23 protein-coding genes are annotated in these 22,542 nt (G+C 46.3%); 5 read left to right on the forward strand and 18 right to left on the reverse strand.

The window, feature by feature from the left end; translation table 11 throughout:
* Positions 1-35 precede the first annotated feature (35 nt).
* A complete protein-coding gene (locus tag CA267_RS07405) occupies positions 36-1,835 on the forward strand; it encodes a cation:proton antiporter (RefSeq protein ID WP_075608077.1) in 1,800 nt (599 codons plus the stop codon).
* 344 nt (positions 1,836-2,179) lie between these two features.
* Here the strand turns inward: CA267_RS07405 and CA267_RS07410 are convergent, their stop codons facing one another.
* The gene (locus CA267_RS07410; RefSeq protein WP_075608076.1) at positions 2,180-3,499 is read right to left on the reverse strand and encodes a 3-deoxy-D-manno-octulosonic acid transferase; all 1,320 of its coding nucleotides are present in this window, start codon (positions 3,497-3,499) and stop codon (positions 2,180-2,182) included.
* A 587-nt stretch (positions 3,500-4,086) separates the two neighbouring features.
* Between CA267_RS07410 and CA267_RS07415 the strand changes: the two genes are divergently transcribed.
* Positions 4,087-5,217 carry a glycosyltransferase family 4 protein gene (locus CA267_RS07415; protein ID WP_075608075.1) on the forward strand — a complete coding sequence of 377 codons (1,131 nt, stop codon included), beginning with the start codon at positions 4,087-4,089 and terminating at the stop codon, positions 5,215-5,217.
* Here CA267_RS07415 and CA267_RS07420 read toward each other — a convergent pair.
* The 4 genes from CA267_RS07420 to CA267_RS07435 all read right to left on the reverse strand — a co-directional run bounded on the left by CA267_RS07420 (position 5,202) and on the right by CA267_RS07435 (position 10,355).
* Complete coding sequence (locus CA267_RS07420; RefSeq protein WP_075608074.1) at positions 5,202-6,323, reverse strand: glycosyltransferase family 9 protein; 1,122 nt, start codon at positions 6,321-6,323, stop codon at positions 5,202-5,204. The genes CA267_RS07415 and CA267_RS07420 overlap by 16 nt on opposite strands.
* On the reverse strand, positions 6,283-7,728 hold the full coding sequence (locus CA267_RS07425; protein WP_075608073.1) for a capsule assembly Wzi family protein: 1,446 nt from the start codon (positions 7,726-7,728) through the stop codon (positions 6,283-6,285). The genes CA267_RS07420 and CA267_RS07425 overlap by 41 nt, the downstream gene beginning before the upstream one ends.
* A 507-nt stretch (positions 7,729-8,235) precedes the next feature.
* Positions 8,236-9,075, reverse strand: coding sequence for a mechanosensitive ion channel family protein (locus tag CA267_RS07430; protein WP_075608072.1), 840 nt, complete (start codon positions 9,073-9,075; stop codon positions 8,236-8,238).
* A 308-nt stretch (positions 9,076-9,383) separates the two neighbouring features.
* Positions 9,384-10,355 carry a calcium/sodium antiporter gene (locus CA267_RS07435; RefSeq protein ID WP_075608071.1) on the reverse strand — a complete coding sequence of 324 codons (972 nt, stop codon included), beginning with the start codon at positions 10,353-10,355 and terminating at the stop codon, positions 9,384-9,386.
* 688 nt (positions 10,356-11,043) lie between these two features.
* On the opposite strand from CA267_RS07435, the gene CA267_RS07440 reads away from it, so the two are divergent.
* Positions 11,044-12,099: a sulfite exporter TauE/SafE family protein gene (locus CA267_RS07440; protein ID WP_075608069.1), complete on the forward strand. Its 1,056-nt coding sequence runs from the start codon at positions 11,044-11,046 to the stop codon at positions 12,097-12,099.
* Between the two features lie 598 nt (positions 12,100-12,697).
* Entirely contained in the window at positions 12,698-12,952 is a 255-nt protein-coding gene (locus CA267_RS07445) for a YidH family protein (protein WP_075608068.1), read from the forward strand.
* 83 nt (positions 12,953-13,035) lie between these two features.
* On the opposite strand, the gene CA267_RS07450 is transcribed toward CA267_RS07445, so the two are convergent.
* From CA267_RS07450 to rpsJ, 12 genes are all read right to left on the reverse strand, one after another.
* Complete coding sequence (locus tag CA267_RS07450) at positions 13,036-15,507, reverse strand: glycoside hydrolase family 9 protein (RefSeq protein WP_083638273.1); 2,472 nt, start codon at positions 15,505-15,507, stop codon at positions 13,036-13,038.
* A 525-nt stretch (positions 15,508-16,032) separates the two neighbouring features.
* Positions 16,033-16,290: a 30S ribosomal protein S17 gene (rpsQ, locus tag CA267_RS07455; RefSeq protein WP_075608067.1), complete on the reverse strand. Its 258-nt coding sequence runs from the start codon at positions 16,288-16,290 to the stop codon at positions 16,033-16,035.
* The gene (gene rpmC, locus CA267_RS07460; RefSeq protein ID WP_075608066.1) at positions 16,290-16,481 is read right to left on the reverse strand and encodes a 50S ribosomal protein L29; all 192 of its coding nucleotides are present in this window, start codon (positions 16,479-16,481) and stop codon (positions 16,290-16,292) included. The genes rpsQ and rpmC overlap by 1 nt, the downstream gene beginning before the upstream one ends.
* Entirely contained in the window at positions 16,481-16,894 is a 414-nt protein-coding gene (gene rplP / locus CA267_RS07465; RefSeq protein WP_075608065.1) for a 50S ribosomal protein L16, read from the reverse strand. The genes rpmC and rplP overlap by 1 nt, the downstream gene beginning before the upstream one ends.
* Positions 16,895-16,896: 2 nt before the next feature.
* Complete coding sequence (rpsC, locus tag CA267_RS07470) at positions 16,897-17,601, reverse strand: 30S ribosomal protein S3 (RefSeq protein ID WP_075608064.1); 705 nt, start codon at positions 17,599-17,601, stop codon at positions 16,897-16,899.
* A gap of 9 nt (positions 17,602-17,610) precedes the next feature.
* Positions 17,611-17,943, reverse strand: coding sequence for a 50S ribosomal protein L22 (rplV, locus tag CA267_RS07475; RefSeq protein ID WP_075608063.1), 333 nt, complete (start codon positions 17,941-17,943; stop codon positions 17,611-17,613).
* An 11-nt stretch (positions 17,944-17,954) separates the two neighbouring features.
* Entirely contained in the window at positions 17,955-18,230 is a 276-nt protein-coding gene (rpsS, locus tag CA267_RS07480; RefSeq protein WP_075608062.1) for a 30S ribosomal protein S19, read from the reverse strand.
* 15 nt (positions 18,231-18,245) lie between these two features.
* Positions 18,246-19,070 (reverse strand): 50S ribosomal protein L2, encoded by an 825-nt coding sequence (gene rplB / locus CA267_RS07485; protein ID WP_075608061.1) that lies wholly within the window; start codon positions 19,068-19,070, stop codon positions 18,246-18,248.
* A 14-nt stretch (positions 19,071-19,084) separates the two neighbouring features.
* On the reverse strand, positions 19,085-19,384 hold the full coding sequence (gene rplW / locus CA267_RS07490) for a 50S ribosomal protein L23 (protein ID WP_075608060.1): 300 nt from the start codon (positions 19,382-19,384) through the stop codon (positions 19,085-19,087).
* Entirely contained in the window at positions 19,381-19,986 is a 606-nt protein-coding gene (rplD, locus tag CA267_RS07495) for a 50S ribosomal protein L4 (RefSeq protein ID WP_075608059.1), read from the reverse strand. The genes rplW and rplD overlap by 4 nt, the downstream gene beginning before the upstream one ends.
* 18 nt (positions 19,987-20,004) lie before the next feature.
* Positions 20,005-20,643, reverse strand: coding sequence for a 50S ribosomal protein L3 (rplC, locus tag CA267_RS07500; protein WP_075608058.1), 639 nt, complete (start codon positions 20,641-20,643; stop codon positions 20,005-20,007).
* Between the two features lie 18 nt (positions 20,644-20,661).
* Entirely contained in the window at positions 20,662-20,973 is a 312-nt protein-coding gene (gene rpsJ, locus CA267_RS07505; RefSeq protein ID WP_010179497.1) for a 30S ribosomal protein S10, read from the reverse strand.
* 365 nt (positions 20,974-21,338) lie between these two features.
* Here rpsJ and CA267_RS07510 point away from each other — a divergent pair, with 365 nt between their 5' ends.
* Positions 21,339-21,581, forward strand: coding sequence for a hypothetical protein (locus tag CA267_RS07510; RefSeq protein WP_075608057.1), 243 nt, complete (start codon positions 21,339-21,341; stop codon positions 21,579-21,581).
* 141 nt (positions 21,582-21,722) lie between these two features.
* Here CA267_RS07510 and CA267_RS07515 read toward each other — a convergent pair whose 3' ends face one another.
* Positions 21,723-22,484, reverse strand: a complete 762-nt coding sequence (locus CA267_RS07515) for an IS5 family transposase (protein ID WP_075607988.1) — start codon at positions 22,482-22,484, stop codon at positions 21,723-21,725.
* Positions 22,485-22,542: the final 58 nt, after the last annotated feature.

The raw sequence follows: 22,542 nt of genomic DNA on the forward strand, positions 1-22,542 counted from the left end.
GTTACTATTTTGCGTTATCAAATAAGGAAATAAATTTGTCAGATCCGTTACTTAGTCTGGTCAGTGTTGGCCTGTTATCTATTGCTTGTCAGTATCTGGCATACCGCGTCCGTCTTCCCGCCATTTTACCCTTACTGATCGTTGGTATCATAATCGGACCAGTTTTTAATGTACTTGACGCTGATGCGTTATTTGGCGACCTGTTATTTCCGGTGGTGTCGTTATCTGTTGCGATTATTCTGTTCGAAGGGTCGCTTACCCTTAAATTAACTGATATTGCCGGCCACGGAAACATGGTGCGTAATCTCTGCACGGTGGGCGTTCTGGTTACCTGGATTGTTGCAGCTGTAGCCTCGCACTTTGCTCTCGATTTATCCTGGCAGTTGGCTGCACTTTTCGGAGCAATTGTGACGGTCACAGGCCCCACCGTTATTGTGCCGATGATCAGAACGGTCAGGCCAAAAACCAACTTGGCGAATATCTTGCGCTGGGAAGGAATTATTATTGATCCCATTGGCGCCTTGTTAGCGGTTTTAGTGTTTGAATACATCGTTGCATCTCAAGCCACCGCAGTTACGCACACCCTCATTGCTTTTGGCAAAACAATCGGAATTGGCTTCTTCTTAGGTATTTTTTCCGGCTATTTTTTAGGCTTGGCGCTACGCAATAACTGGATACCGCATTACCTGCAAAACACGGCTGTTCTTACGCTCATTTTAGGTGTATTTGCTGCCTCTAATTATGTTGCTCATGAGTCAGGGCTTCTTGCTGTTACCATTACTGGCATGATGCTGGCGAACATGAAAAACGTTGAGGTGGAAGACATTCTGGAGTTCAAAGAAACCTTAAGTGTGCTGCTAATTTCGGGTCTATTTATATTGCTGGCAACTCGATTGGAGTTGAACTCAATCATTGAAGTCGGTGCAGGCGCGGTAATAGTGTTGGGTGCAATTATGTTTATTGCTCGGCCATTGTCAGTGTTAATTTCAGCCGTCGGGACCGGGCTTAATTGGCGGGAAATGGCTTTACTTAGTTGGATAGCGCCACGGGGTATAGTCGCAGCCGCAGTATCTGCGCTGTTCTCACTCAAGCTTGAAGAAATTGGATATGATGGTGCCGGCGTTATTGTTCCTATCGTTTTTCTCGTCATTATTGCCACAGTAGTGGTGCAAAGCCTGACCTCCCGTAGTGTGGCCAAACTTCTGCAAGTAAGGGCTCCGGCGCCAAATCGTTTTTTAATCTTTGGCGGCAGCAAATTTAATCGCATGATGGCAAAAGAAATGATCAACCAAAAAATTCCTGTGTGTATTGCCGATACCAACTGGGATGCAATTCGGGAGGCCAGAATGGCTGAAATACCGGCGTACTTCGGTAACCCGATGTCTGATCATGCAGCGCGAACAATGGAAATGAATACCTTTGGTACGGTACTTATTATGTCTCCTTATAAACAGCTTAACCCAATGGTGGCCTATCATTTTGAGTACACTATGGGCAAAGACAAGGTATGGGGTTTGACTAATAATGAGCAGGCGACGCGACCCAGTCATCAGGTGGGACAACACTATGCACAGAAACTTTCGTTATTCGACGAAGGCGTAACCTATGGGTACCTGGCGACAGCGGTGGCCCGGGGAGCTTTAGTAAAAACTACGCGTTTAACAGAAGAGTTTAGCTACACGAACTACCTGGAGACTTATGGCGGTAGAGCTACGCCGTTAATCGCTATTGATGAGAATAATAGAGCCCACACCGTTTTGTTTGGCAAAGAATTGTTGCCTAAACCGGGCTGGCGACTGATAAGTTTAATTGCTCCGGAGGGAGATCCGGTCTGATATTAATCCACATTGATGTATGCTCTCTCAGCGCGAGAATTCGTATAATGCAGAGATGAAGAAAATAGTACCCTGCCACAACGTGGCAGGGTACGTCTCCCTGGAAAACGTGTAATCAGGTGCACCTTATTAGGTTGCGTGATTGTTTGTTTTCTACCTGAACTACAGCGTCGGCAAGATAAAAGCAACCGCTATACCAACTTTAAATATATATTGAAAAATCAAAGTGTTACCCAACCCTTTATCTTTACTGCATTCCTTCATTCTTTTTTGAGGTGCAATATATTGAAAAATCGCACCATCATGGGGTCTGTTTTTTATTCAGCTCCCTTAGCTTTTTAACTTCAGCTTTCTTTACTGAAGCACCTTCGAATGCAGGCAAGGGCTTTTTCTGTTGCACCTGCATTATCTGAAATGACTTTACGGCCGCTCTCGCCGCACTGGATAGCCAACTGAGGCTTTAATAGCCATTGTTCACACTGTGCTGAAATATCGTCACTGTCGCGAGCTAAAATTAATGCGCCCTGTAGCTCCAGATGATGGCATATTTCGGGGTTGTTGTGTCTGCTGGGGCCCATCAGTACAGGGAGCCCTGCTGCTGCCGGTTCGAGCGCGTTATGCCCCCCGCGCTGGGCAATACTCCCGCCGACAAAAGCAATCGAGGCAATCTGGTAGACATGATTAAGTTTACCCATTTCATCAACAAGGACCACTGCACAATTCTCTGGCACGCTGTCGTATTCGCTACTTTTTACAAATGCAGCTCCCTTCTGCTTGATCACACGGGCCACTTCATCAAAACGTTCTGGATGACGTGGCACCAGAATAAGAAGCAGGTCAGGGAATTTCTTGCGCAGACTTTGGCTCGCTTGCAGTAACATTGCTTCTTCAGGCTCATGAGTACTTCCTCCTACAATAATTGGTCGTGTGGATGAAGCAACATTCATAAAAGAAGCAGGTCCAGATGCTGACTGCACCGCCGCCTGATCAAATTTAATGTTGTTGGTAAGAGTCAAGTTGTCAGCGGGAATGCCAAGTAGCAGATAGTTGTCGTAATCTCTTTGTCCTTGCGCACAAACATGTGCCACTTTATTGAGCATGGGCGTAAATAGCGACGCGAATTTTTTATATCGGCGAGCGGAGCGATCCGTCATTCTAGCGTTAACAACGAGAACAGGAATTTTTTTCCGCCAACAGGTGTGAATGAGATTAGGCCACAACTCCACTTCGGTTATTACAACCATCTTGGGCGATAATCGGTTCAATAAAATTGACATGCAAATCGGCAAATCGAAAGGCAAATAGCTGTGATTAACACGGTTTCCAAATATCTCCTTCACGCGCGCTGAGCCCGTTAACGTGGTAGTTGTAACGGTTATCGCCATGTCAGGCTCTTCCTGCATTATACGTTTTATAAGTCCGGAAGCAGCAACCACTTCTCCAACTGAGACGCAGTGAAACAGGTAGCCTTGCGGGCTGGCAGGTTTTGGCGCTACGCCCAATCGCTCCAAAGCTTTATGACCAGCGGGTTTGTCTTGCCCTTTCCCTCGCAACAGTAAGGCAACGGCCACAAAAGGAATGATTAACACTAATAGCCAAGAATACAGCCAGCGACACGCTTCCTGCATAAATGTTGGCTGATATGAGGGTGAGGTACGGTTCATTTAATTATGTGAATTCCGGTTATTATACGAGCAGACGAAGCATTTTTTCTGTCTGCGGCTCGGTGGATAAGGTTATCGCGCATTGTATGTGCCTGAGACAATTCCTTCCAATACATCTTTGCTTTGACTTTACGGCTTTTCGGATAACAAGTTTTTACTTATTTCTATCGATGAATTTTTACTCACTCATGCTCTTGCCTCGGTAAGTATTGAGCAACAACAAGGACGACAGGTTTATTAAGAAAGCTGCGGGCAGATTGCAAAAATGAACAGAAAAGGTCACGCCCTAGAGCTATTCCCATTGCTTAAGCGTATATTTATCATCGAACTGAAGCATGGGAAAAACGTGGGCAGTTTACGAATAGTGATACGCTTTCTGCTCTACATGCTTGCGTCAACAACCTTGTGGTCCACCACGCTAACGGAAATTTTATGGTACGTTGTCTGCCAATTATTCTTTTTCATCACTTACATTTTTCTTTTATAACTCGATTTTTATGCCAGGTAGTTACGCCTTGCCGCAGTAAGCTCGTGCGTCATCTAACAGCTCAAATCTTCCCTGTTTTGGGCACGTTCGGAGTAATGTCATGAAGATGCGCATAATGCACCTTGAATTCGGAAGACGCGCTCACGGAGGAGCAAAGCAGGTCATTTTATTGATTAACGCGCTTTCAGAAGATGATTTTGAACACATTCTGGTGTGTCAGGAATCCAGCGAACTGGCTACGTTAACGTTGAAAAACTGCAAGACTTTGCCCATTCCATTTGGAGGTGCGCTGGATATTACCAGCGTGTACAGAGTGCGGGATATTATTGAAGAACATAAACCTGACATTGTTCACGTGCATAGCCGCCGGGGGGGCGATTTATGGGGCGCGTTGGCCGCTAAAATTTCTGGTATTCCCGCTATTTGCACCCGCCGCGCAGACGATCCTGAAAGCCTGCTGGCTAAATTTAAATATAGTCACTTTCAGGCTGTGGTGAGTGTGTCTCACGGTGTACAGGAGGTAGTAAAAAATCACTGTCCGGAGAATATATCGCAGCACATTATCCCCTTCTGCGTCCAAGAGAAGGAATTTACCCACTCACCCAATCGCAATTGGTTAAATAAAAAATACAATATTCCGGCGCATCATCAGGTAATCGCCAGCTTTGCTCAGTTGTCTCCCCGCAAAGGGCAAGCGGATATTATTGTTTCTATGCCCGATATCCTTGCAGAAAATCCTGATATCACCTGTTTACTCTTTGGCAGAGGAAGGCAGAAGGAAAATTACCAGACGCTTATCGACCGCTACCAGTTAAACGACCACGTTAAATTATGCGGGTTTACCAAACATGTTAATCGTATTTTACCGAACATTGATGTGGTACTGCATCCGGTGTATGCCGAAGGTTTGGGCGTCACCGTGCTACAGGCAGCGGTATGTAAACGTCCCATAATTACCACTCCGGTAGGCGGTATTCCGGACATCATCGAGCATGAAAAAAGCGGTTTGATGATCATGCCAGGCGACTTTGGCCAGCTTAAGGATGCTGTGCTGCGGCTTTTGCAGGATAAAGCACTCGCCGAGAAGGTTGGGAATCACGCCTACCAACATGTAACCCGCAGTTTTACGCCTGAAGCCATGGCGAAAAAATACGCTTCCCTCTACCAATCCCTTTTCACGCAGGAGACCCCCGACGTCGCACATGTAGATGAAGATCAAAGCAAATATTGAAGACACGCATTGGTGACGTCACTCACACTAATCTCGTCAACATAGGTAGGCGAAAATAAAGCTTTTTGGGCACTCGGTGGACACCAGTTCGAGGTTTTTTGGCGCATTAATGCCACTAGCGGAGTACCTACTGCTGCGGCGAAATGGATAATTGCTGTTTCAACGCTCAATACACCATCTACTTTGTCAACTAATGCCGATAATTCGTCTACGCCTGTTTGCGAGGTGAAACACACACAGGGTATTCCTTTGCCAGCATGCAATTGATTTACTTGTGCCTCTACCTCATCCACAAGATGTGGCGGTGTATTAACAATAAACAAGCAACCCGGCTTTTGGCGATACAAACGCTCAAGAACATCTGCCATTTTCTTCCACGGATAGTCCCGTTTCGGTGTGGTGGAAACAGCATTTACCATTAACGCCATACGGGTATTAAAGCGAGCGTGCCATTCTTTCAGTTGTACTGCCACCTTTTTGGCGCTGGTTTCGGGGATCTTCAACGGGCTCAATTCTGTTACCGGATGAATTCCGGTAAGCTGGCGGAACAAATCACCATAGTACTGTAGCACGTAGGTTTTACGGGTTTTGGCTGTATCCTGAATGCAGAGATCAAGGTGCCGAAAAAACCAGTGACGCACCGGGCTCCACGCCGCATCTTCCACCACGCCAGCACAATACGCATTTTCACCGCCAATCCGTCTGGCATAATAGGCAAAGCGATAGCTTCTTGCTGTACCAATAAACAGAACAATGTCGTACTGCTTTTCCTTTGCCTGCCTGAACTGAGCCAGTCGCTCTTGTCGGCAGCTAACGAGAGGGTAAAACGCATCAATAAATGGCTCCGTTTTTAGCCACTCAGACATAATATCGTTGCGACCCTGCTGCCAGGACTTTCCTACCCGTCTAAAGTCATCAAACCAAACGTCTAAGACGATATGAGGAAAGGCTTCTTTCAGTTGCTGCAAAAATGTGCGTTGATAGAGATAGTCTCCCAGGGCAAGATGACTCATGTATAGCACCCGCCTGGCATTGCGGAACCGGTCGATGAGAGCGGGCATCATATTACCAAAAATAGGAGAGTTGTAACGCACTTTGGTTTTCACCTAATGTGCTTTTGCCAAATAACACGCCTACTCCGATTTCTCCATATGGTGTGATTTGGGTGTAATCAAGCTGAATCTGGTAGCCTGTTTCGTAATTTTCTACAGCCGCCTCTGCGTCAGCCTGAATCAGCGATACCACCGTTTCTATTCGGCGGATTGGATCGATTTGCCAGTCAATGCCAAGGGTGTCTACCGACGCTTTCGGTGAGGTCCCTTCCAGCCGCTGCTCTGCCGCCCATTGGCCCATAATGACTCCCGCATTGGTGTAGCCCGCTGGATACAAATGATGTACGTACCATTTTGTTGCCCACTGATTATGCTCCAAACGTAAGGACACGGAATCAGTTAAAGCAGGCAGATAAATTCCAAAAGAGAGTGACTGGTTGCCCAGGCTGTAATTTGACTCGCCCACGGTATCTTCACCGCCCAATTCGCCATACAGTTGAAAAGGCGTTCCCCAATCGAGATTAAATACAGTTGTCACTGATGCCTGCTGGTTGCCAAACTCATAGTTAGGATCATTGGTTTCGATATCTCCAACATTATCTTTGCCAGCTGGGTTCAGCAGTGCTTCAAACACATCGCCAAAGGAGAAACTTCTCGCTCCGCCACCAAATTGAAGGGTTCGGTTGATTCCAATAGACCAAAAATCCAGCGGTGAAAAGCTAAGGTGAATGCCGCCGTGACGCGGACTGCCGTGATAATAATTTTCACCGAGCCGGATTTCCTCAACCTCTTCCAGCTTAGCGTAAAAAATTTCGTAGCGTATGTCCCAGCTTGTAATGGGGGAAGCGTTGCTAAATGTAACAGAAGGTGAGGTCTTGGCGTGTGTACTCACTAACATTGAAGAATACTTAAAAGGTGAAAACCAGTGTTCCCGATAGCCCGCTTCTAGCTGGATATATTCCATTCCTACGGTAACGTAAGTGTTGGTGTGACGAAAGTCAGCGTGTTCACTAAAAGTACCGCCAGCCGATACCAGCAAGTAGTCGGAAGGCTGATAAAAGCCCGAGGCTCCAAACGAATAGCTGTCACTAAAAAAGCCTCCTCGCGTGTTCGGCCGTAACATGTCTCCTGAGTCGGCGACAGCTACCGTTGCATTAACATCAGTGATACCCGCAGCTTTCTGGTACTTCTGTAAGTATAGGTCTAATTCATTAAATAATTGAAGATAGTTGCTCTCTATTTGCTTTACGCGCCGCTCAAGCTCTACCACTTTGTAGGGTTTTGTCAGCGGCGGTCCGCTGGTGATGGCCATCAGTTTATCAATTTGGGCTTCGACGCGTGGATGCACCTGTAAAGGCAAATTAGCGGAGACACCTTTGGCAAGGGCCGTCTCAGTAAAGCACATAAACGCTAAGCCAATGGCTAGCGCTACTTGATAATGATTAGGAACCGCTAACAAATTTTTAATCCTGAAGTTCTTCACGTTACGAATGTCAAAAGCGGTCGAGCACGCCGTTTGTTTGGCAAGGATATCATTGTAGTTATGCAGCAAGATGTAGATATTTGTAACCGGATAAGGCAGAAGAGGTGCTGCTTACGGGCAAGCAGAATAATAGCGGTGTCCGGCGAACACAGATGAGCACTCAGAACAGGGAGAGCTCGCGAATAATTTTTAACAATAAACGACGGTTTCTTGGCCGAATTCTGAAGCAAAGAAACTCCAGCAGAGCCATCAGAGATGACTATACAGCATCTGGGTAAGAAATTTTTGATGACTTCTTAAGGCTGCTGGCTCCTTTCAGGCGCAATGATTTTAGGTCGGCTTGAATACTTTACCGTTCTTGCACTGTTCTTTCCAGCTTTCTGGCGTTATTAGCAGTAGTTTTTACGCTGACAGTTAATTCTTCTCGACAAGGAAAATAGCGATTAGCTGTTAGCGTAGCGAGGCCTGCAGCCTCGCCCTACCCTATTGCGCAGCCGATTCTGCGTCGTGCCGGATAATATGTAAATCCCGTTGCGGAAAAGGAATGGAAAGCCCTTTGCTCTCAATCTTATCTTTAATTGTGCGTTGGAACTTCCAGTATATTTCCCAGAAATCGACGGTATTCGCCCACGCCCGTAACTGAAGGTTGACGGAACTATCAGCCAAAGTATGCACAATAAACTGAGGCTCTGGAGTGGTCAGTAAGCGGCTCTCTTCTTCAACCATCTCCCGCAAAGCAAGCAGCCCCTGTTCAATTGAATCACCGTAAGAAATTCCTACTGTGATGTCCATTCGTCGCCGCGTGTTTCTACTGAAATTTTTGATTGTACTGGCCCATACCGTGCTGTTAGGCATGGAAATGAACAAGCCGTCTACGGTTTCAAGATGAGTGGTAAACAAACCCAAATCGGTTACGCTGCCAGAGAATCCGGAGACTTCTACAAATTCAGTCTTTTTAAGCGGCTTTAAGAACAACAGCATCACTCCTGCAGCAACGTTGCTTAAGGTATCTTTTAGCGCCAGACCGATAGCCAAACCCGCCGCCCCCACCAACGCCACTAAGCTGGCGGTATTGACGCCAAAGAGATCCAGAATAATGACCAGAGCAATAAGATAAACTACGTATCCTGCTAGAGACATCAGCAGTTTACTAATGATTTCATCGTGTTTACTCAGGCGGAATACCGCTTTATAAACTGCCTGCTTTAAAATTTTAGCGCCAATACTTGCTGCTAAAAGAATAACTACCGTAAGCAAAGCATTTTTTGCTAGCGCAATAAGTTGCAACTGATGCTCGGTAAAAAATTCGATAATACTATTCATACTATTTCCTAACATTTCCATACCATGTGCAGTGGTTTTGTAGTTGTAATTACTTCACATCTGGTTGGGGAACGCGCATTATTAACGTCACCGACTATTTCTTAGTCTTCATAGCTTAAGCTTTAAGCCTTGCTGGCCGCTTTTTTTAGAATCTTACTCTGGTCATCTTTCTCCGCCTTCAACTGTAGCGATACCTTTCTGCCTTGAAACCGCTGACCCTCGACCTGATTGTGGTACAGGTATGTGACAAAAAATCGCTCTTCGGATATTTCTTCGAGTTTTTCAAAATATTTTCGAAAGCGCGCTGGCTACAATAGTAACTGATAAGCAAGAAAGCCGTTGTAGGCGATATACGCGCTCACAAGCAAGCCGCCTTCCCACCGGTTGATTCGCCCCTGTTTGCCAAAACCGTAAGCCATTAGCAGCATACCAATGGTAAGCGCAAACATCACTGCCCAGTCACGGCTTAAAACACCTGCGGATAATTGGTTTATAGGCTCAATAGCGCCAGCAATGCCTACAACTGCGAGAATATTAAACATGTTAGAACCGACTACGTTACCAATGGCTATATCGTGCTCGCCTTTACGCGCAGCGATTATGGATGCCGCCAGTTCAGGTAAAGATGTGCCCAGAGCTACAATAGTAAGACCGATAATCAGGTCGCTCACACCCAACGCGGAAGCAATTTCCACAGCGCCCCAAACCAGCAATCGCGAGCTCGCTATTAACACTGCCAGTCCGACAATTAACCACATTATTGCTCTTGCTAGCGGCATCTGCTGTTCGCTCATTTCTTGCGAAAACTCGGTTTCTAATGCATCACCGCGGCTACTTAATGCAGAAAAAACCGACCACCCGATGACGCCAAAAAATCCTGCTAGCAATATCACTGCGTCCATTGACGATAAGTTACCATCCAATAATAAGCCGCCTAAAAGCAGCACGATTAATAGCAGCAAAGGAAGTTCCTTTTTAACAATTTTCGAATGAACCGCAATAGGGGCGATAACGGCAGTCACGCCGAGAATCAAACTGCTGTTAACGATATTGGAGCCAATGGCGTTTCCTAAGGCTAAATCCGGGTTTCCGTCTAATGCTGCTATGGCTGAAACCACCATTTCTGGTGCTGAAGTTCCAAAACCAACGATTACCATACCAATAAGAAGCGGAGGCAGCCCGGCATGAGACGCTGTCGCTGCAGCTCCGTCTACAAAACGGTCGGCGCTCCAAACCAGCAGAGCGAAGCCTACGATTATTGCCAATGATGCTAAGAGCATTATATTTTTTCCTTAATTCTAGTTATTAAAGCCACAGTGCGTGGAGTGATGTAGTTGCTTTGGGTAAGCAATGAGAAAGGGCGCAGCGTCCCAGGTTGTATATATCAAACGTGTTACAAGCCGAAAAGAAAACCGGCCGGTATGGCTCTGTTTTGTTTTCGGAAGTTATCAAATTGAGAAATGTAGGGAAGAGGATGAGAATAAACTGGCGATAGCCGGAACACCCGGTGACAAACAAGCCCAAGGAAGGCATAGGTAAAGGGATAAAATAGAGATGTCGCACACAATTTCCTTGGGGCAGAAACCAGATCATAAGACACATTTCCATACCTGCCCGATATGAATATATGTCTTAAGTCTTGTCAAAACCAAAAGGCTCGAAATTGCCACGGACGATCTAGCCCGGAGATTGTTGACAATTTCCTCGCGTGAAGCGAGAGACTACTCCCCTAAGTGCGTCATAATGTACTGGCAAAAGAGGAACTTATCAAGCACTGGTGGTGCACTCTGGCTTTATGCTCTCCATACTATTATAGGAGTATAGATTTTCAAGCATACCCATTTTAGCTCTTTCCACTCCCGTCTCAGTAAAAACGATTGCTCATGTAAGCGACATTTTCTTCCTCGCTAGTAAGTGTTAACAGTTTGTTGATATACTCGCGCAACTTGAAACGAAAGGCGTATTTACATGGGCTTGCTGGCTAAACCTAAGCAGTTTTTATGGGTGTGGTTTATATGGTTGGGGCTATTCTATGGCGCATGGCTGTGGCTGGTTGCTGGTGAAGGTCTGTGGCCTGAGGCTGTGGCTCACTGGCCTATGGCGCTGGCAATGGCAATTGGTAGCTATGCGGCAGGCTCAACCCCAATGGGTGGAGGAACTGTCGGCTTTCCGGTCCTGGTTCTGCTGTTCGAACTGCCTGCCAGCTTAGGAAGAGATTTCAGCTTTGCCATTCAAGCGATAGGCATGACCAGCGCCAGCATCTTTATTTTAGCCCGACGCCAGCCACTAGCTTGGTCAATTTTAAAGGGTGCTATGCTGGGGTCACTTGTGGGCACGCCACTGGGTATTTTCTTCATTGCGCCTCATGTACCCGAACTGTGGATAAAATTAGTGTTTGCCGTAGTGTGGGCAAGTTTCGGATTATTGCATTTATACCGCCTTAGCGAGATCGCCGGGCACAGTGGCATGACAGAATTTAACGAGAATTGGGACTTTCGTTTGGGCTTGTGGATAGGGCTATTGGCAGGCGCTACCATTGCTTCAGTAACTGGGGTGGGAATAGATATGGTGTTGTACACCGCGCTGGTATTGATCTGTCGAGCAGACTTGAAAATTGCCATTCCTACCTCTGTAGTGATTATGTCTTTTACCTCCATTCTTGGTGTAGCGGTAAAAACGCTTCCTGGTCAAGGCTTTCAAGCCGGTGTATTTGAAAACTGGTTGGCAGCAGCACCGGTTGTGGCTTTGGGTGCGCCGCTGGGGGTATTTATTGTAGCCAGAATTGGTCGTAAACCAACATTACTGGTGGTGGCTACTCTTTGTGTCGGCCAGTTCATTTGGACGTTATTTTCTGAAAGAGCCTTTCTTGGCCTTACCGGGATGCTTATGGCATTAATAGCAGTGGGTGGTTGTCTCGCTGGATTTGAAAGGTTACGGAAATGGGGTGCCGAATTGGTCGGTGAATCATCTAACGAATACGGTGGTTCTTCTAAACTTACTGTGGCTGAATCAAAAAGCTCATAACTAAACTTAGAAGTCTCCATGGATGCGGTGAGACAAGGCGCGTAAACAAGCGCTTTTTCCATAGCTATAACGTTAAATAGGTCTTTCTCCAGGGTACGCGTACGAATAGAACAGAAATCGTCACACTAAAAATAGTTATAATTTGCTGTTCACAAATTCATAAAATTATTCTTAACGACTAGATAACTGTTTCGAAGTATGAGTCATAACGAGGACACCATAGAACACGCTGTAAACCCTTCCTTGGGCGCTCAGCCGCAGCATCCATGCTGTTGTTGCACAGCGCCTACGGACAGTTCTGAATGATACCCGGTTTTGCCTTTTCATGTGTAGCACACTTACGAACAGCTATTTAGCCAAGCGTAACTCTGTTCCAGCAGGTTGGCTATTACACCTTTAGTCATTGTTCATTCAGCGAAAATTGAAAGGGTCTGTCATTTAAAATCATTCACGATCTCTCCCTGATTAACTATACGGACTCAGCATGTCGTGGAAACACATGGATTGGGTGGCGTGAACAAAAAACTGATACTAAAGTTGAACGTATTCGGGTTCGTTTCGTTATAGTCAGTAAGGCTATTTATTTTGTAAGGTGATCATGGCTGAAAATACAGATACGCGAGACCGGTTGGCACTGGAGCGTACTCGGCTGGCCAATGAACGGACTTTTCTCGCCTATATTCGCACAGGATTATCGCTACTCGCCGCATCTGCGGTCTTGTTTCAATTCTTTTCCTCATTGGAATCTTATACAGCGATTGCCTGGCTTCTCTCAGTTTGCGGTATTGCCGTTCTGGCTTTTGGTACCTACAGGTTCGTCGCCGTACAGAAGAAGCTAAATCGCGGCGGATAGCTGATTCAAATCCGCCACGACTGCGTACGTTAAGAGCCGCTTCTTAGATAGAGGCGGCTTCATAGGCTGCCTGTTGCCTGGTGCTAATGTTGATTGGCTAATGCCTGCGCAGCGTTGACCGTAAAAATATAAGTGGCGCCAAGATTAATAACGTATTCGTTCTCTCCCCACATAAACGGCCAGTCTTCTTTGTTTTCAGGTAAGTCCGGTTTAAGAATAAGCACACCGGGCACGATTGCACCAGAGATAAAAGAATAGTCGGCGCGATTCATACCATAGGCCACCTTTTTAGATTCTGTTCCCACGTTAGATACAAAAGAAATGTCAGAATCAGGGTGAGTACCATAAATATAATCCAGTGCGCGATAGATGCTTTGCGTACTAAACATCTCGGGAAATGCTTTGTGTAGGTAGTACTGGTTCACTGCCATTTGCAGTACGGTGCCGTTCCCTGCCCATCCACCCTCGGTAATTAGCACTCCGTACGGTGTCTGCTGGGCAATGACGTCCAGCTCCTGTTTATAAGCGCCAGCTGCAGCTTTTACACGATTTCGATACTCCTTATCCATCAGCGGTAATGCCCGTACTGCCAAAATCGCATTTTCACCAAAGTGCTGCTCTATTTCAGGTAACAGCTCAGCAACCGCTTGTTTATACTTGTTCTCTTTGGTGGTAATTAAAAGCTCTACTGCTGCTTTTAGCTTTTCCGGCTCCAGCCTTCCGCCTGTGGTATTGCCATGGTTAAAAATATCTGGCTGCTTAGCGGCCTCTTCGTCCCACGCCTTTTCCGCTGTAGTGAAACTCCTTTCAGCAAGCTGTGGATTGTAATCTGCCAGTGCCCGGCTGGCAGCAACCAGCGCAGCAATGGAACCATAATTTAAAGGGGTAGACTTACTGGTAAAAGCCCACCTGTCGTCAAACTTGCCACTGTTGACACCGTCAGCCTCGGTCTCTTTCATAGCTGACTGGTATATCAGGTTGTCTGTCATGGTTAAACCATCGCCCAAATGGGTATATTGGCTGATATCCGGCACAATGATGCCCGGAATGGCATGACCCACGGCATCAAATTGTCCCACCAGGGCAAGAGTCCCGTGTTCAATTTGCTGCAGGATATCCGGCTTGCCATCAGGAACGTGTATATCCACGTATTGCCGCTCATAGTCAACCAGAGTGGTATCTCTGGTTAGCGCGAATTCCTCCCAGGCAGCAACTAAGGTACTCACGGTTGCGTATTGGGTTTGGGTACGGATATCGTAATCACCAGCATCGTACCAGCCCCCCACATTCAGACCTGGAATATGCTCTCCCGGCTGGTAGGGTGTGTCGGTGGTCGGCCCTTGCGCGTACAAATCGAAATGTTCGTGATTCAGAGGTGCCTGCAATGCGTCATCCAGATGGGAAGCACCGTGCCAGACCCGGTACGCTTCATTAATTAACATATGATCCATTTGCACTGGAAAATAATGATCGAGCGTAGGATGCCAGGCACTCTTGTATACGCTGTCGCCGATTGGAAAGGAAGCAGTTACGGTATCGTCGTACTGTAGTTGATATAGTCCAGGCGTTGTCACTGAAGAAAAGTCAAAGGTGGCATATTGGTAACGCGTGTAGCTCCCCCACGGCTGAGGCTTCTCGCTGAGCACCACAGTTTTACTACCATCTGGTTGCACCTGAAGTAACTTCGCTTCTGCTAGCGCAGGCGTATTTTCATCTAATTCTATTACCGCGTTTTTTTGCTGTGAAGGCAGATACCCCACTTGCGAATGTCCGATCACCGGCTGGCGCAGCCAGTTTTCTTGAATGCTGGCGGTTATCGCCCACTTTAACACTTCTCCGGTTTTGTTTTTTGGTAATAGGCCGCGGACTACGAACCAGCCGTTCTGCGCCTTGCCTCTGCCGTCATAAAGATTAAGAGTGCTCTCGTTCGATCTAATTGAAATCCGTCTTTTGGTATCTTCAGGGGCCAGAACCAGATGCTTCCCTGACGCAAGCGCCTCAGGCTCAACACTTCCGATAATTTCTTTTTTACCCGTAGGGTAGATGGGGAAATGTCCCGGATTTCCGTCTGCCAAAAAGGAGGCTTCAAAGTAGGTAGCAGGAAGAAACTCCATGTTAAAACCTGCTTTTCCGACGAGCGCTGCCGGTACAGCTTTTGGAACATTCACTGAAATTTCCACGCCGTTTTCAACTGGCGTAGCTTTGACTGAGTAACTGAAGTTGTAGTCAGGATACCTCAGGAACGCTTCAATACTCTGCTCTTTTTCATTAACCTTACGAGAGATGAACTCTGGAATGGGATCCCACTGCTCTGGAGTGGCGCTTAACCTAATGTCCCCGTTGGTCGCCATGCGATTTCCATGATGGATGACCTCCACGCCGCTAATCTTAGAGTCACCAAAGAGACCGTTATACCAATTGCTGAAAACCAGAATATTCAGCCCCTGAGTTTCAAAATACTCTTTTTCATTTAGTGTCAAAGAAGCGGATTCGCTACTTCCTGGCTGCAATAGAAATCCCGCTATGACCATGCCAGTGAATGTTGAGAATTTCATCCTTGTTCCTGATAGTAATTAAATTTACGTCAGGCTACCAAGTTAATTAATTATTAAAATTACGGTATTACTCTTTACAATTACTATTTCGATCGTTTCCTACGTGGAAATTTAGTGGCGAAATTAACGTAATGTGTAGTAAAGAAAGCGCGGAGTCAATCGGTAGAAAAGCTGATTGCTAGTTTGAATTGGTTGTAAGCCTCTTGTACTAATCCTTCTAGATGTGTAATCAGTTCAGAGCACGTTAGTATTACAATGCATCCCGCGGTTATATGAACAAATCGCAGCTATGTTTTGAATGCCTGTCGTTTTCAATAGCTGCCACGTACCGCATGGATTGGTGAAAATTTTTTTGATGGGTTTAAAAAGTTCTTCTAAACCTCTCCGAGACACAGACAAGCAGATCGTTAAGATCCTGAAGGAAAAGCTTAGGCCGGGCCGGAGCAATAGGAAATTTTGATAGTCCGGATATACAAAAAAGCCGCTCGAAAGAGCGGCCCTTTTTTATCAGAAACTAAAGCTAAATTATACGCCAGCTTTAGTTACTACATCGACTAGAGTCCAGTTTTTGCTTTTAGACAAAGGACGACATTCACTAATAGTGACGATATCGCCTTCGTTACAAACATTACTCTCGTCGTGTGCGTGTAGTTTAGTAGAACGCTTGATGAACTTCCCGTAGATAGGGTGCTTTACAAAACGCTCAACAACAACAGTGATGGTTTTTTCCATTTTGTTGCTGACCACACGACCTTGCACTGTACGAACTTTTTGTTCAGTCATTACGCATCAGCCTTTTGAGTCAGAATGGTTTTAACACGCGCGATGGTACGACGCACAGTTCTCAACTGGGCAGTTTTTTCAAGCTGACCGGTTGAATGCTGCATGCGTAAGTTGAACTGTTCGCGTAGCAGGTTTAATAACTCTGCATTCAGCTCTTCTACGCTTTTGTCTTTCAGTTCAGCTGCTTTCATTACATCACCGTCCGAGTTACAAAGGTTGTTTTAAATGGCAGTTTAGCCGCTGCCAGTTCAAACGCTTCGCGTGCAAGAGACTCAGGAACACCTTCCATCTCATACAGTACGCGGCCAGGTTGAATTTGGCATACCCAGTACTCTACGTTACCTTTACCTTTACCTTGACGAACCTCAAGAGGCTTCTCAGTAATTGGCTTGTCAGGGAAAACCCGAATCCAGATTTTACCTTGACGCTTAACGTGACGAGTCATAGCACGACGCGCTGCTTCGATTTGACGCGCTGTCATGCGACCGCGGCCAACTGCTTTCAGGCCATAGGTACCGAAGCTTACTTTGCTACCCGCAATAGCAAGACCACGGTTACGACCTTTATGCTGTTTACGAAATTTCGTACGCTTTGGTTGTAACATGATTAGCCCTCTCGCTTAGCGTTGCGGCCTTTCTTCTTAGGTTGAGCAGGTGGAGTCTGCTCTTGGTTTGTAGGCAGTCCGCCTAGAACCTCACCTTTGAAGATCCATACCTTAACGCCAATGATACCGTAGGTAGTTGCCGCTTCAGAGGTTGCGTAATCGATGTCTGCACGGAAAGTGTGCAGCGGAACGCGACCTTCACGATACCATTCAGAACGCGCAATTTCTGCTCCGCCCAAACGGCCACCAACTTGAACTTTGATACCTTTAGCACCCAGACGCATAGCATTTTGTACCGCACGCTTCATAGCACGACGGAACATAACACGACGCTCTAACTGACTGGAAATGCTGTCAGCAACAAGCTGTGCGTCAAGTTCAGGCTTGCGAACTTCGGCAATGTTAATCTGAGCAGGCACACCGGCTAGCTTAGATACGTAGCTGCGCAGCTTTTCAACGTCTTCACCTTTCTTACCGATGACCACACCAGGACGCGCAGTGTGAATAGTCACACGGATGCTCTTGGCAGGACGCTCGATCACAATTTTAGAAAGTGAAGCGTTTTTCAGTTGCTTAGTCAGATACTGACGTACCTGATGGTCATTAAACAGGTTATCCGCATAATCTGCGGTATTAGCGTACCAGGTAGAAGTCCATGGTTTGCTGATACCCAGGCGTATACCTGTAGGATGTACCTTCTGTCCCATTATCTACTCCTAGTTATCCGCTACAACCACAGTGATGTGACTGCTACGCTTAAAGATACGATCAGCACGGCCTTTAGCACGTGGCTTGATACGCTTCATAGTTGGGCCTTCATCAACAAAGACTTTCGCAACGATTAATTCATCGATGTCAGCGCCTTCATTGTGTTCTGCATTTGCAATCGCAGACTCCAGTACCTTTTTAAGCAGTACTGCGCTTTTCTTTGGGCTGTACGTCAGAAGCTCAAGTGCTTTCTCTACGTGCATTCCGCGAACTTGATCCGCAACCAAGCGTGCCTTTTGTGCCGAAGTACGGGCAAAACGGTGTTTAGCTAATGCTTCCATCTTCCTACCCCTTATCGTTTGGCTTTCTTATCCGCGACATGGCCGCGGTAAGTACGCGTTGGCGCAAATTCGCCCAACTTATGGCCGACCATTTCGTCACTAATAATGACAGGAACGTGCTGACGACCGTTATGGACCGCAATGGTCAACCCAATCATATCTGGGATGATCATGGAACGGCGTGACCAAGTTTTAATTGGACGACGCTCGTTCTTTTCCACTGCAGCCTCTACCTTCTTCAACAAGTGCAGGTCAATAAATGGACCTTTCTTGAGAGAACGTGGCATGGTGAATCCTCGCTATTACTTGTTTCGACGACGTACGATAAGTTTATCGGTACGCTTATTACTTCGAGTTTTCTTACCTTTGGTAGGAATACCCCAAGGAGTGACTGGGTGACGGCCACCTGATGTACGACCTTCACCACCACCGTGTGGGTGATCAACCGGGTTCATGGCAACACCACGAACGGTTGGACGTACACCGCGCCAGCGTGTCGCACCTGCTTTACCCAGTGAGCGCAGCATGTGTTCTGCATTACCAACTTCACCAATGGTGGCGCGGCAATCAGACAATACTTTACGCATTTCACCAGAACGTAGACGAAGTGTTACATAGTTTCCGTCACGCGCTAGAATCTGTGCGTATGCGCCAGCTGAACGTGCAATTTGCGCACCTTTACCCGGCTTCATTTCAATAGCGTGTACAACAGAACCTACTGGCATGTTACGCATTGGTAATGCGTTGCCTGCCTTAATAGGTGCGTTAACGCCAGAGTTCAGTTGGTCACCAGCTTTAATATTTTTCGGTGCCAGGATGTAACGACGTTCACCATCTGCATACAGTACCAAAGCAATGTTTGCAGAACGGTTTGGATCATATTCTAAACGCTCAACAGTGGCTGGAATGCCATCTTTGTTACGTTTAAAGTCAATCACACGGTAATGTTGTTTATGTCCACCACCAATGTGACGTACGGTAATACGACCATTGTTGTTACGACCGCCAGACTTGCTGTTCTTTTCAAGCAAAGGCGCGTACGGCGCACCTTTGTGCAGGTCAGGGTTAGTAACCTGAACAACGTGACGACGACCGGCAGAAGTTGGCTTAGCTTTCAATAATGGCATTTCTAATCCCCTTCTTACTCAGCGCCACCGACAAAGTCGATGTCCTGACCTTCTTTAAGAACCACGTAGGCCTTTTTCCAGTCGCTGCGTTTACCAAAAGATGCACCGTGACGTTTAGTCTTACCTTTAACATTTACGGTACGAACGCCCTGAACTTCAACTTCAAACAGTTTTTCAACTGCTGCTTTGATTTCAGCCTTGTTCGCATCTTTAGCTACTTTAAATACAACTGTGTTGTTCGCTTCAGCAGCCATAGTCGACTTTTCTGAAACGTGAGGCGCTTTAAGCACCGTCAGTAGACGTTCTTCTCTCATGCTAACGCCTCCTCAAGTTGTTTAACCGCATCAGCAGTGATTAGCACTTTTTCAAACGCAATCAAGCTAACTGGATCAAGACCTGAAACGTCACGCACATCAACTTTGTACAAGTTACGCGCGGCCAGGAACAAGTTCTCATCAACCTCGGTTGTCACGATTAAAACATCGCTTAACTCAAGGTCACTCAGTTTGCTGATCAGAGCTTTAGTTTTCGGCGCATCAACACCAAATTTCTCAACAACGACTAAACGCTCTTGACGAACCAGCTCAGATAGGATGCTTTTAATAGCACCACGGTACATTTTCTTGTTAACTTTTTGATCAAAGTCACGAGGTTTAGCAGCAAATGCACGGCCACCACCGACCCAGATTGGGCTGCGGATTGTACCGGCACGAGCACGGCCAGTACCTTTTTGACGCCATGGCTTCTTACCACCACCACGAACTTCTGCACGCGTTTTCTGCGCTTTAGTACCCTGACGAGCACCGGCACCGTAAGCAACGACTACCTGATGAACCAGGGCTTCGTTAAATTCACGTCCAAAGGTCGCTTCGGATACTTCAAGAGCGCTTTGCGCGTCTTTCAATGTTAATTCCATCAGTTCACTCCCCAGACGTTACGCTTTAACAGCTGGCTTGACGATAACATCGCCGCCAGTTGCGCCAGGTACGGCACCTTTAACTAGGATCAGGTTGTTCTCTAAGTCCACACGTACGACTTCCAAAGATTGCGTAGTCACTTGCTTGTTACCAAGTTGACCAGCCATTTTCTTACCTCTGAAAACGCGGCCTGGCGTTTGGTTTTGACCAATCGAACCAGGTGCACGGTGAGAAAGAGAGTTACCGTGAGTTTGACGCTGGCCACTAAAGTTCCAACGCTTAATAGCTCCGGCAAAGCCTTTACCTTTAGACGTGCCAGTCACGTCAATTTTCTTGGTGTCGTTAAAGATTTCAACAGTGATTTCACTGCCTACTTCAATATCGCTACCTTCGTTATCTTCAAGACGGAATTCCCACAGACCACGTCCAGCGTCAACACCAGCTTTAGCAAATTGCCCAGCTGCTGCTTTATTAACGCGGTTCGCTTTCTTGGTTCCAGCAGTAACCTGAAGAGCGCGATAACCGTCAGTGTCATCAGTACGTAACTGAGTTACACGGTTTGGGGTCGCTTCGATAACAGTCACAGGGATAGATGTACCATCTTCAGTGAAGATGCGAGTCATACCCACTTTACGACCGACTAGACCAATCGCCATTGTTATAACCCTCTCTTGTTAGCCCAGGCTGATTTGAACATCAACGCCGGCAGCCAAGTCCAAACGCATCAAAGCATCAACTGTTTTATCAGTTGGTTCAATGATGTCTACCAAACGCTTGTGAGTGCGGATTTCGTATTGATCACGCGCGTCTTTATTAACGTGCGGAGAAATCAGAACTGTATAGCGTTCTTTGCGAGTAGGCAGAGGAATTGGACCGCTGACCTGAGCACCAGTACGTTTCGCCGTTTCTACGATTTCAGCCGTAGACTGATCGATCAACTTGTGATCAAACGCTTTTAAACGAATACGAATTCTTTGATTTGGCATCGATTAAGCTCCAATCGAAAGAACAAAAAAATTCACCTTTTCACTCCCCTTTTGTTTGGGATGAAAAGATGTGCGTAAACCGGTGGTTCCAAATCGGAACCCTGTTCTTCTTTTAACACGCCAGCTACAGTTTTTTACTCTGCGACTTCGGCATCCACCCTAAAAGCAGTGTGGCTGCGGCTAAAAATCCATGCCCCCATTTGGGCAGTGGGCGCGAATTATACTGATGTGGAGTTTGAATGCAAGCAGAATGTTGGATTTCTAAGCGATATCTCACACCCATTCATAACTTAACTAGGAGAAACTGTACCTTCGACCACTTCCCTATATGAATGGTTAAGGAATACAGTGAAGGTTTGGTAACAATGAGAGCGTTTAAAATGCAAGTGTCCGCGAGTGATTACAAAAAGATCCACCTCTTTTTTTCTTCTATGCTTTGCTTTGGAGCATGTGTTGGGATCGGCGGTTCTATTTATGATCGCTTGTTCAATAACGTATCTTTCTATAACAGTGAAGGGTTTAATACAACATTGCTGTTTATTGTCCTCGGTTTTATCTGGAAAATGCGTTACGAGCGTAAGCAAGCAGAGCTTTCGCAACAGAAGTAGTTTGTCCGTCAGAGCAGTAGTCTTCTTGTTTGAGCTTAGTAAGATTAGGAGGCATTTAATTGTGAATGCCCGTGAATCTAACAAGGAAATTATAATGGAAGTATTATCAACTAGAGTCTGTTGATCTTTGCTGTACATATTTTATTCAGCATACATCGGTAACCACATCATAATAAAAGCCAGAGATACCATCGAATGGTAGTTTCTGGCTAGTTTTTCATATCTCGTCGCAATGGCCCGATATTTTTTCACTTTCAAAAATGCATTTTCAACAAGGTGGCGATATTTGTATAGACACCAGTCCATATGCGCATTACCACGCTTTTTATTCGCCTTTCTCGGGATGTTAGATACTGTACCTGTTGCCTCAATGGTCTCTCTCAAACCATCACTGTCATACCCCTTGTCTGCCACAATTATTTCGGCTGCCGGCGAGTTGAACACTAATGACTCGGCAAAGCGTACGTCATGCGCTTGCCCACCCGATAATTCAAAATAGACAGGTAATCCTCCACTATCCACTGCTAAGTGGATTTTCGTCGAGTTCCCGCCCCGGCTTTTGCCTATCGCTTCATCATGATCACTCGCAGCACCGCACCCGTGTTGATGTGTTTTAACGATACTGCCATCGAGAAACAGCCATTGGGTATCACTGTCGCGGCTTAATATTTCAAACATATAGGCCAACACACCCTTTTTCGACCATAAATTGAATCGCCGGAAGATGGCGCTCCAATCACCAAACTCTGAGGGTAAGTCACGCCATGGAATACCTGTTCTCATACGATAAAGTATTCCTTCAAATGTCATTCTGTGTTCCGGCTTTGAATAGACTCGGCCACTCAAATACATTACGCGGGATAGCATCGCCCATTGGGCATCTGTTAACATAGTTCTCGGCATGTTGATTTCGGTATTGTTTGTTTTTGGCGAAATGGATTATACCAGTCTTCATGCCGTT

This window comes from Alteromonas pelagimontana (genome assembly GCF_002499975.2).
GTDB classification, from domain to species: domain Bacteria; phylum Pseudomonadota; class Gammaproteobacteria; order Enterobacterales; family Alteromonadaceae; genus Alteromonas; species Alteromonas pelagimontana.

Bases quoted from the DNA above. Each gene is read 5' to 3' on its own strand.
- CA267_RS07410 (WP_075608076.1), bottom strand. From the start codon at position 3,499: ATGAACCGTACCTCACCCTCATATCAGCCAACATTTATGCAGGAAGCG.
- CA267_RS07415 (WP_075608075.1), top strand. From the start codon at position 4,087: ATGAAGATGCGCATAATGCACCTTGAATTCGGAAGACGCGCTCACGGA.
- CA267_RS07430 (WP_075608072.1), bottom strand. From the start codon at position 9,075: ATGAATAGTATTATCGAATTTTTTACCGAGCATCAGTTGCAACTTATT.
- CA267_RS07435 (WP_075608071.1), bottom strand. From the start codon at position 10,355: ATGCTCTTAGCATCATTGGCAATAATCGTAGGCTTCGCTCTGCTGGTT.
- CA267_RS07440 (WP_075608069.1), top strand. From the start codon at position 11,044: ATGGGCTTGCTGGCTAAACCTAAGCAGTTTTTATGGGTGTGGTTTATA.
- CA267_RS07445 (WP_075608068.1), top strand. From the start codon at position 12,698: ATGGCTGAAAATACAGATACGCGAGACCGGTTGGCACTGGAGCGTACT.
- CA267_RS07450 (WP_083638273.1), bottom strand. From the start codon at position 15,507: ATGAAATTCTCAACATTCACTGGCATGGTCATAGCGGGATTTCTATTG.
- rpsQ (WP_075608067.1), bottom strand. From the start codon at position 16,290: ATGACTGAACAAAAAGTTCGTACAGTGCAAGGTCGTGTGGTCAGCAAC.
- rpmC (WP_075608066.1), bottom strand. From the start codon at position 16,481: ATGAAAGCAGCTGAACTGAAAGACAAAAGCGTAGAAGAGCTGAATGCA.
- rplP (WP_075608065.1), bottom strand. From the start codon at position 16,894: ATGTTACAACCAAAGCGTACGAAATTTCGTAAACAGCATAAAGGTCGT.
- rpsC (WP_075608064.1), bottom strand. From the start codon at position 17,601: ATGGGACAGAAGGTACATCCTACAGGTATACGCCTGGGTATCAGCAAA.
- rplV (WP_075608063.1), bottom strand. From the start codon at position 17,943: ATGGAAGCATTAGCTAAACACCGTTTTGCCCGTACTTCGGCACAAAAG.
- rpsS (WP_075608062.1), bottom strand. From the start codon at position 18,230: ATGCCACGTTCTCTCAAGAAAGGTCCATTTATTGACCTGCACTTGTTG.
- rplB (WP_075608061.1), bottom strand. From the start codon at position 19,070: ATGCCATTATTGAAAGCTAAGCCAACTTCTGCCGGTCGTCGTCACGTT.
- rplW (WP_075608060.1), bottom strand. From the start codon at position 19,384: ATGAGAGAAGAACGTCTACTGACGGTGCTTAAAGCGCCTCACGTTTCA.
- rplD (WP_075608059.1), bottom strand. From the start codon at position 19,986: ATGGAATTAACATTGAAAGACGCGCAAAGCGCTCTTGAAGTATCCGAA.
- rplC (WP_075608058.1), bottom strand. From the start codon at position 20,643: ATGGCGATTGGTCTAGTCGGTCGTAAAGTGGGTATGACTCGCATCTTC.
- rpsJ (WP_010179497.1), bottom strand. From the start codon at position 20,973: ATGCCAAATCAAAGAATTCGTATTCGTTTAAAAGCGTTTGATCACAAG.
- CA267_RS07510 (WP_075608057.1), top strand. From the start codon at position 21,339: ATGAGAGCGTTTAAAATGCAAGTGTCCGCGAGTGATTACAAAAAGATC.
- CA267_RS07515 (WP_075607988.1), bottom strand. From the start codon at position 22,484: ATGCCGAGAACTATGTTAACAGATGCCCAATGGGCGATGCTATCCCGC.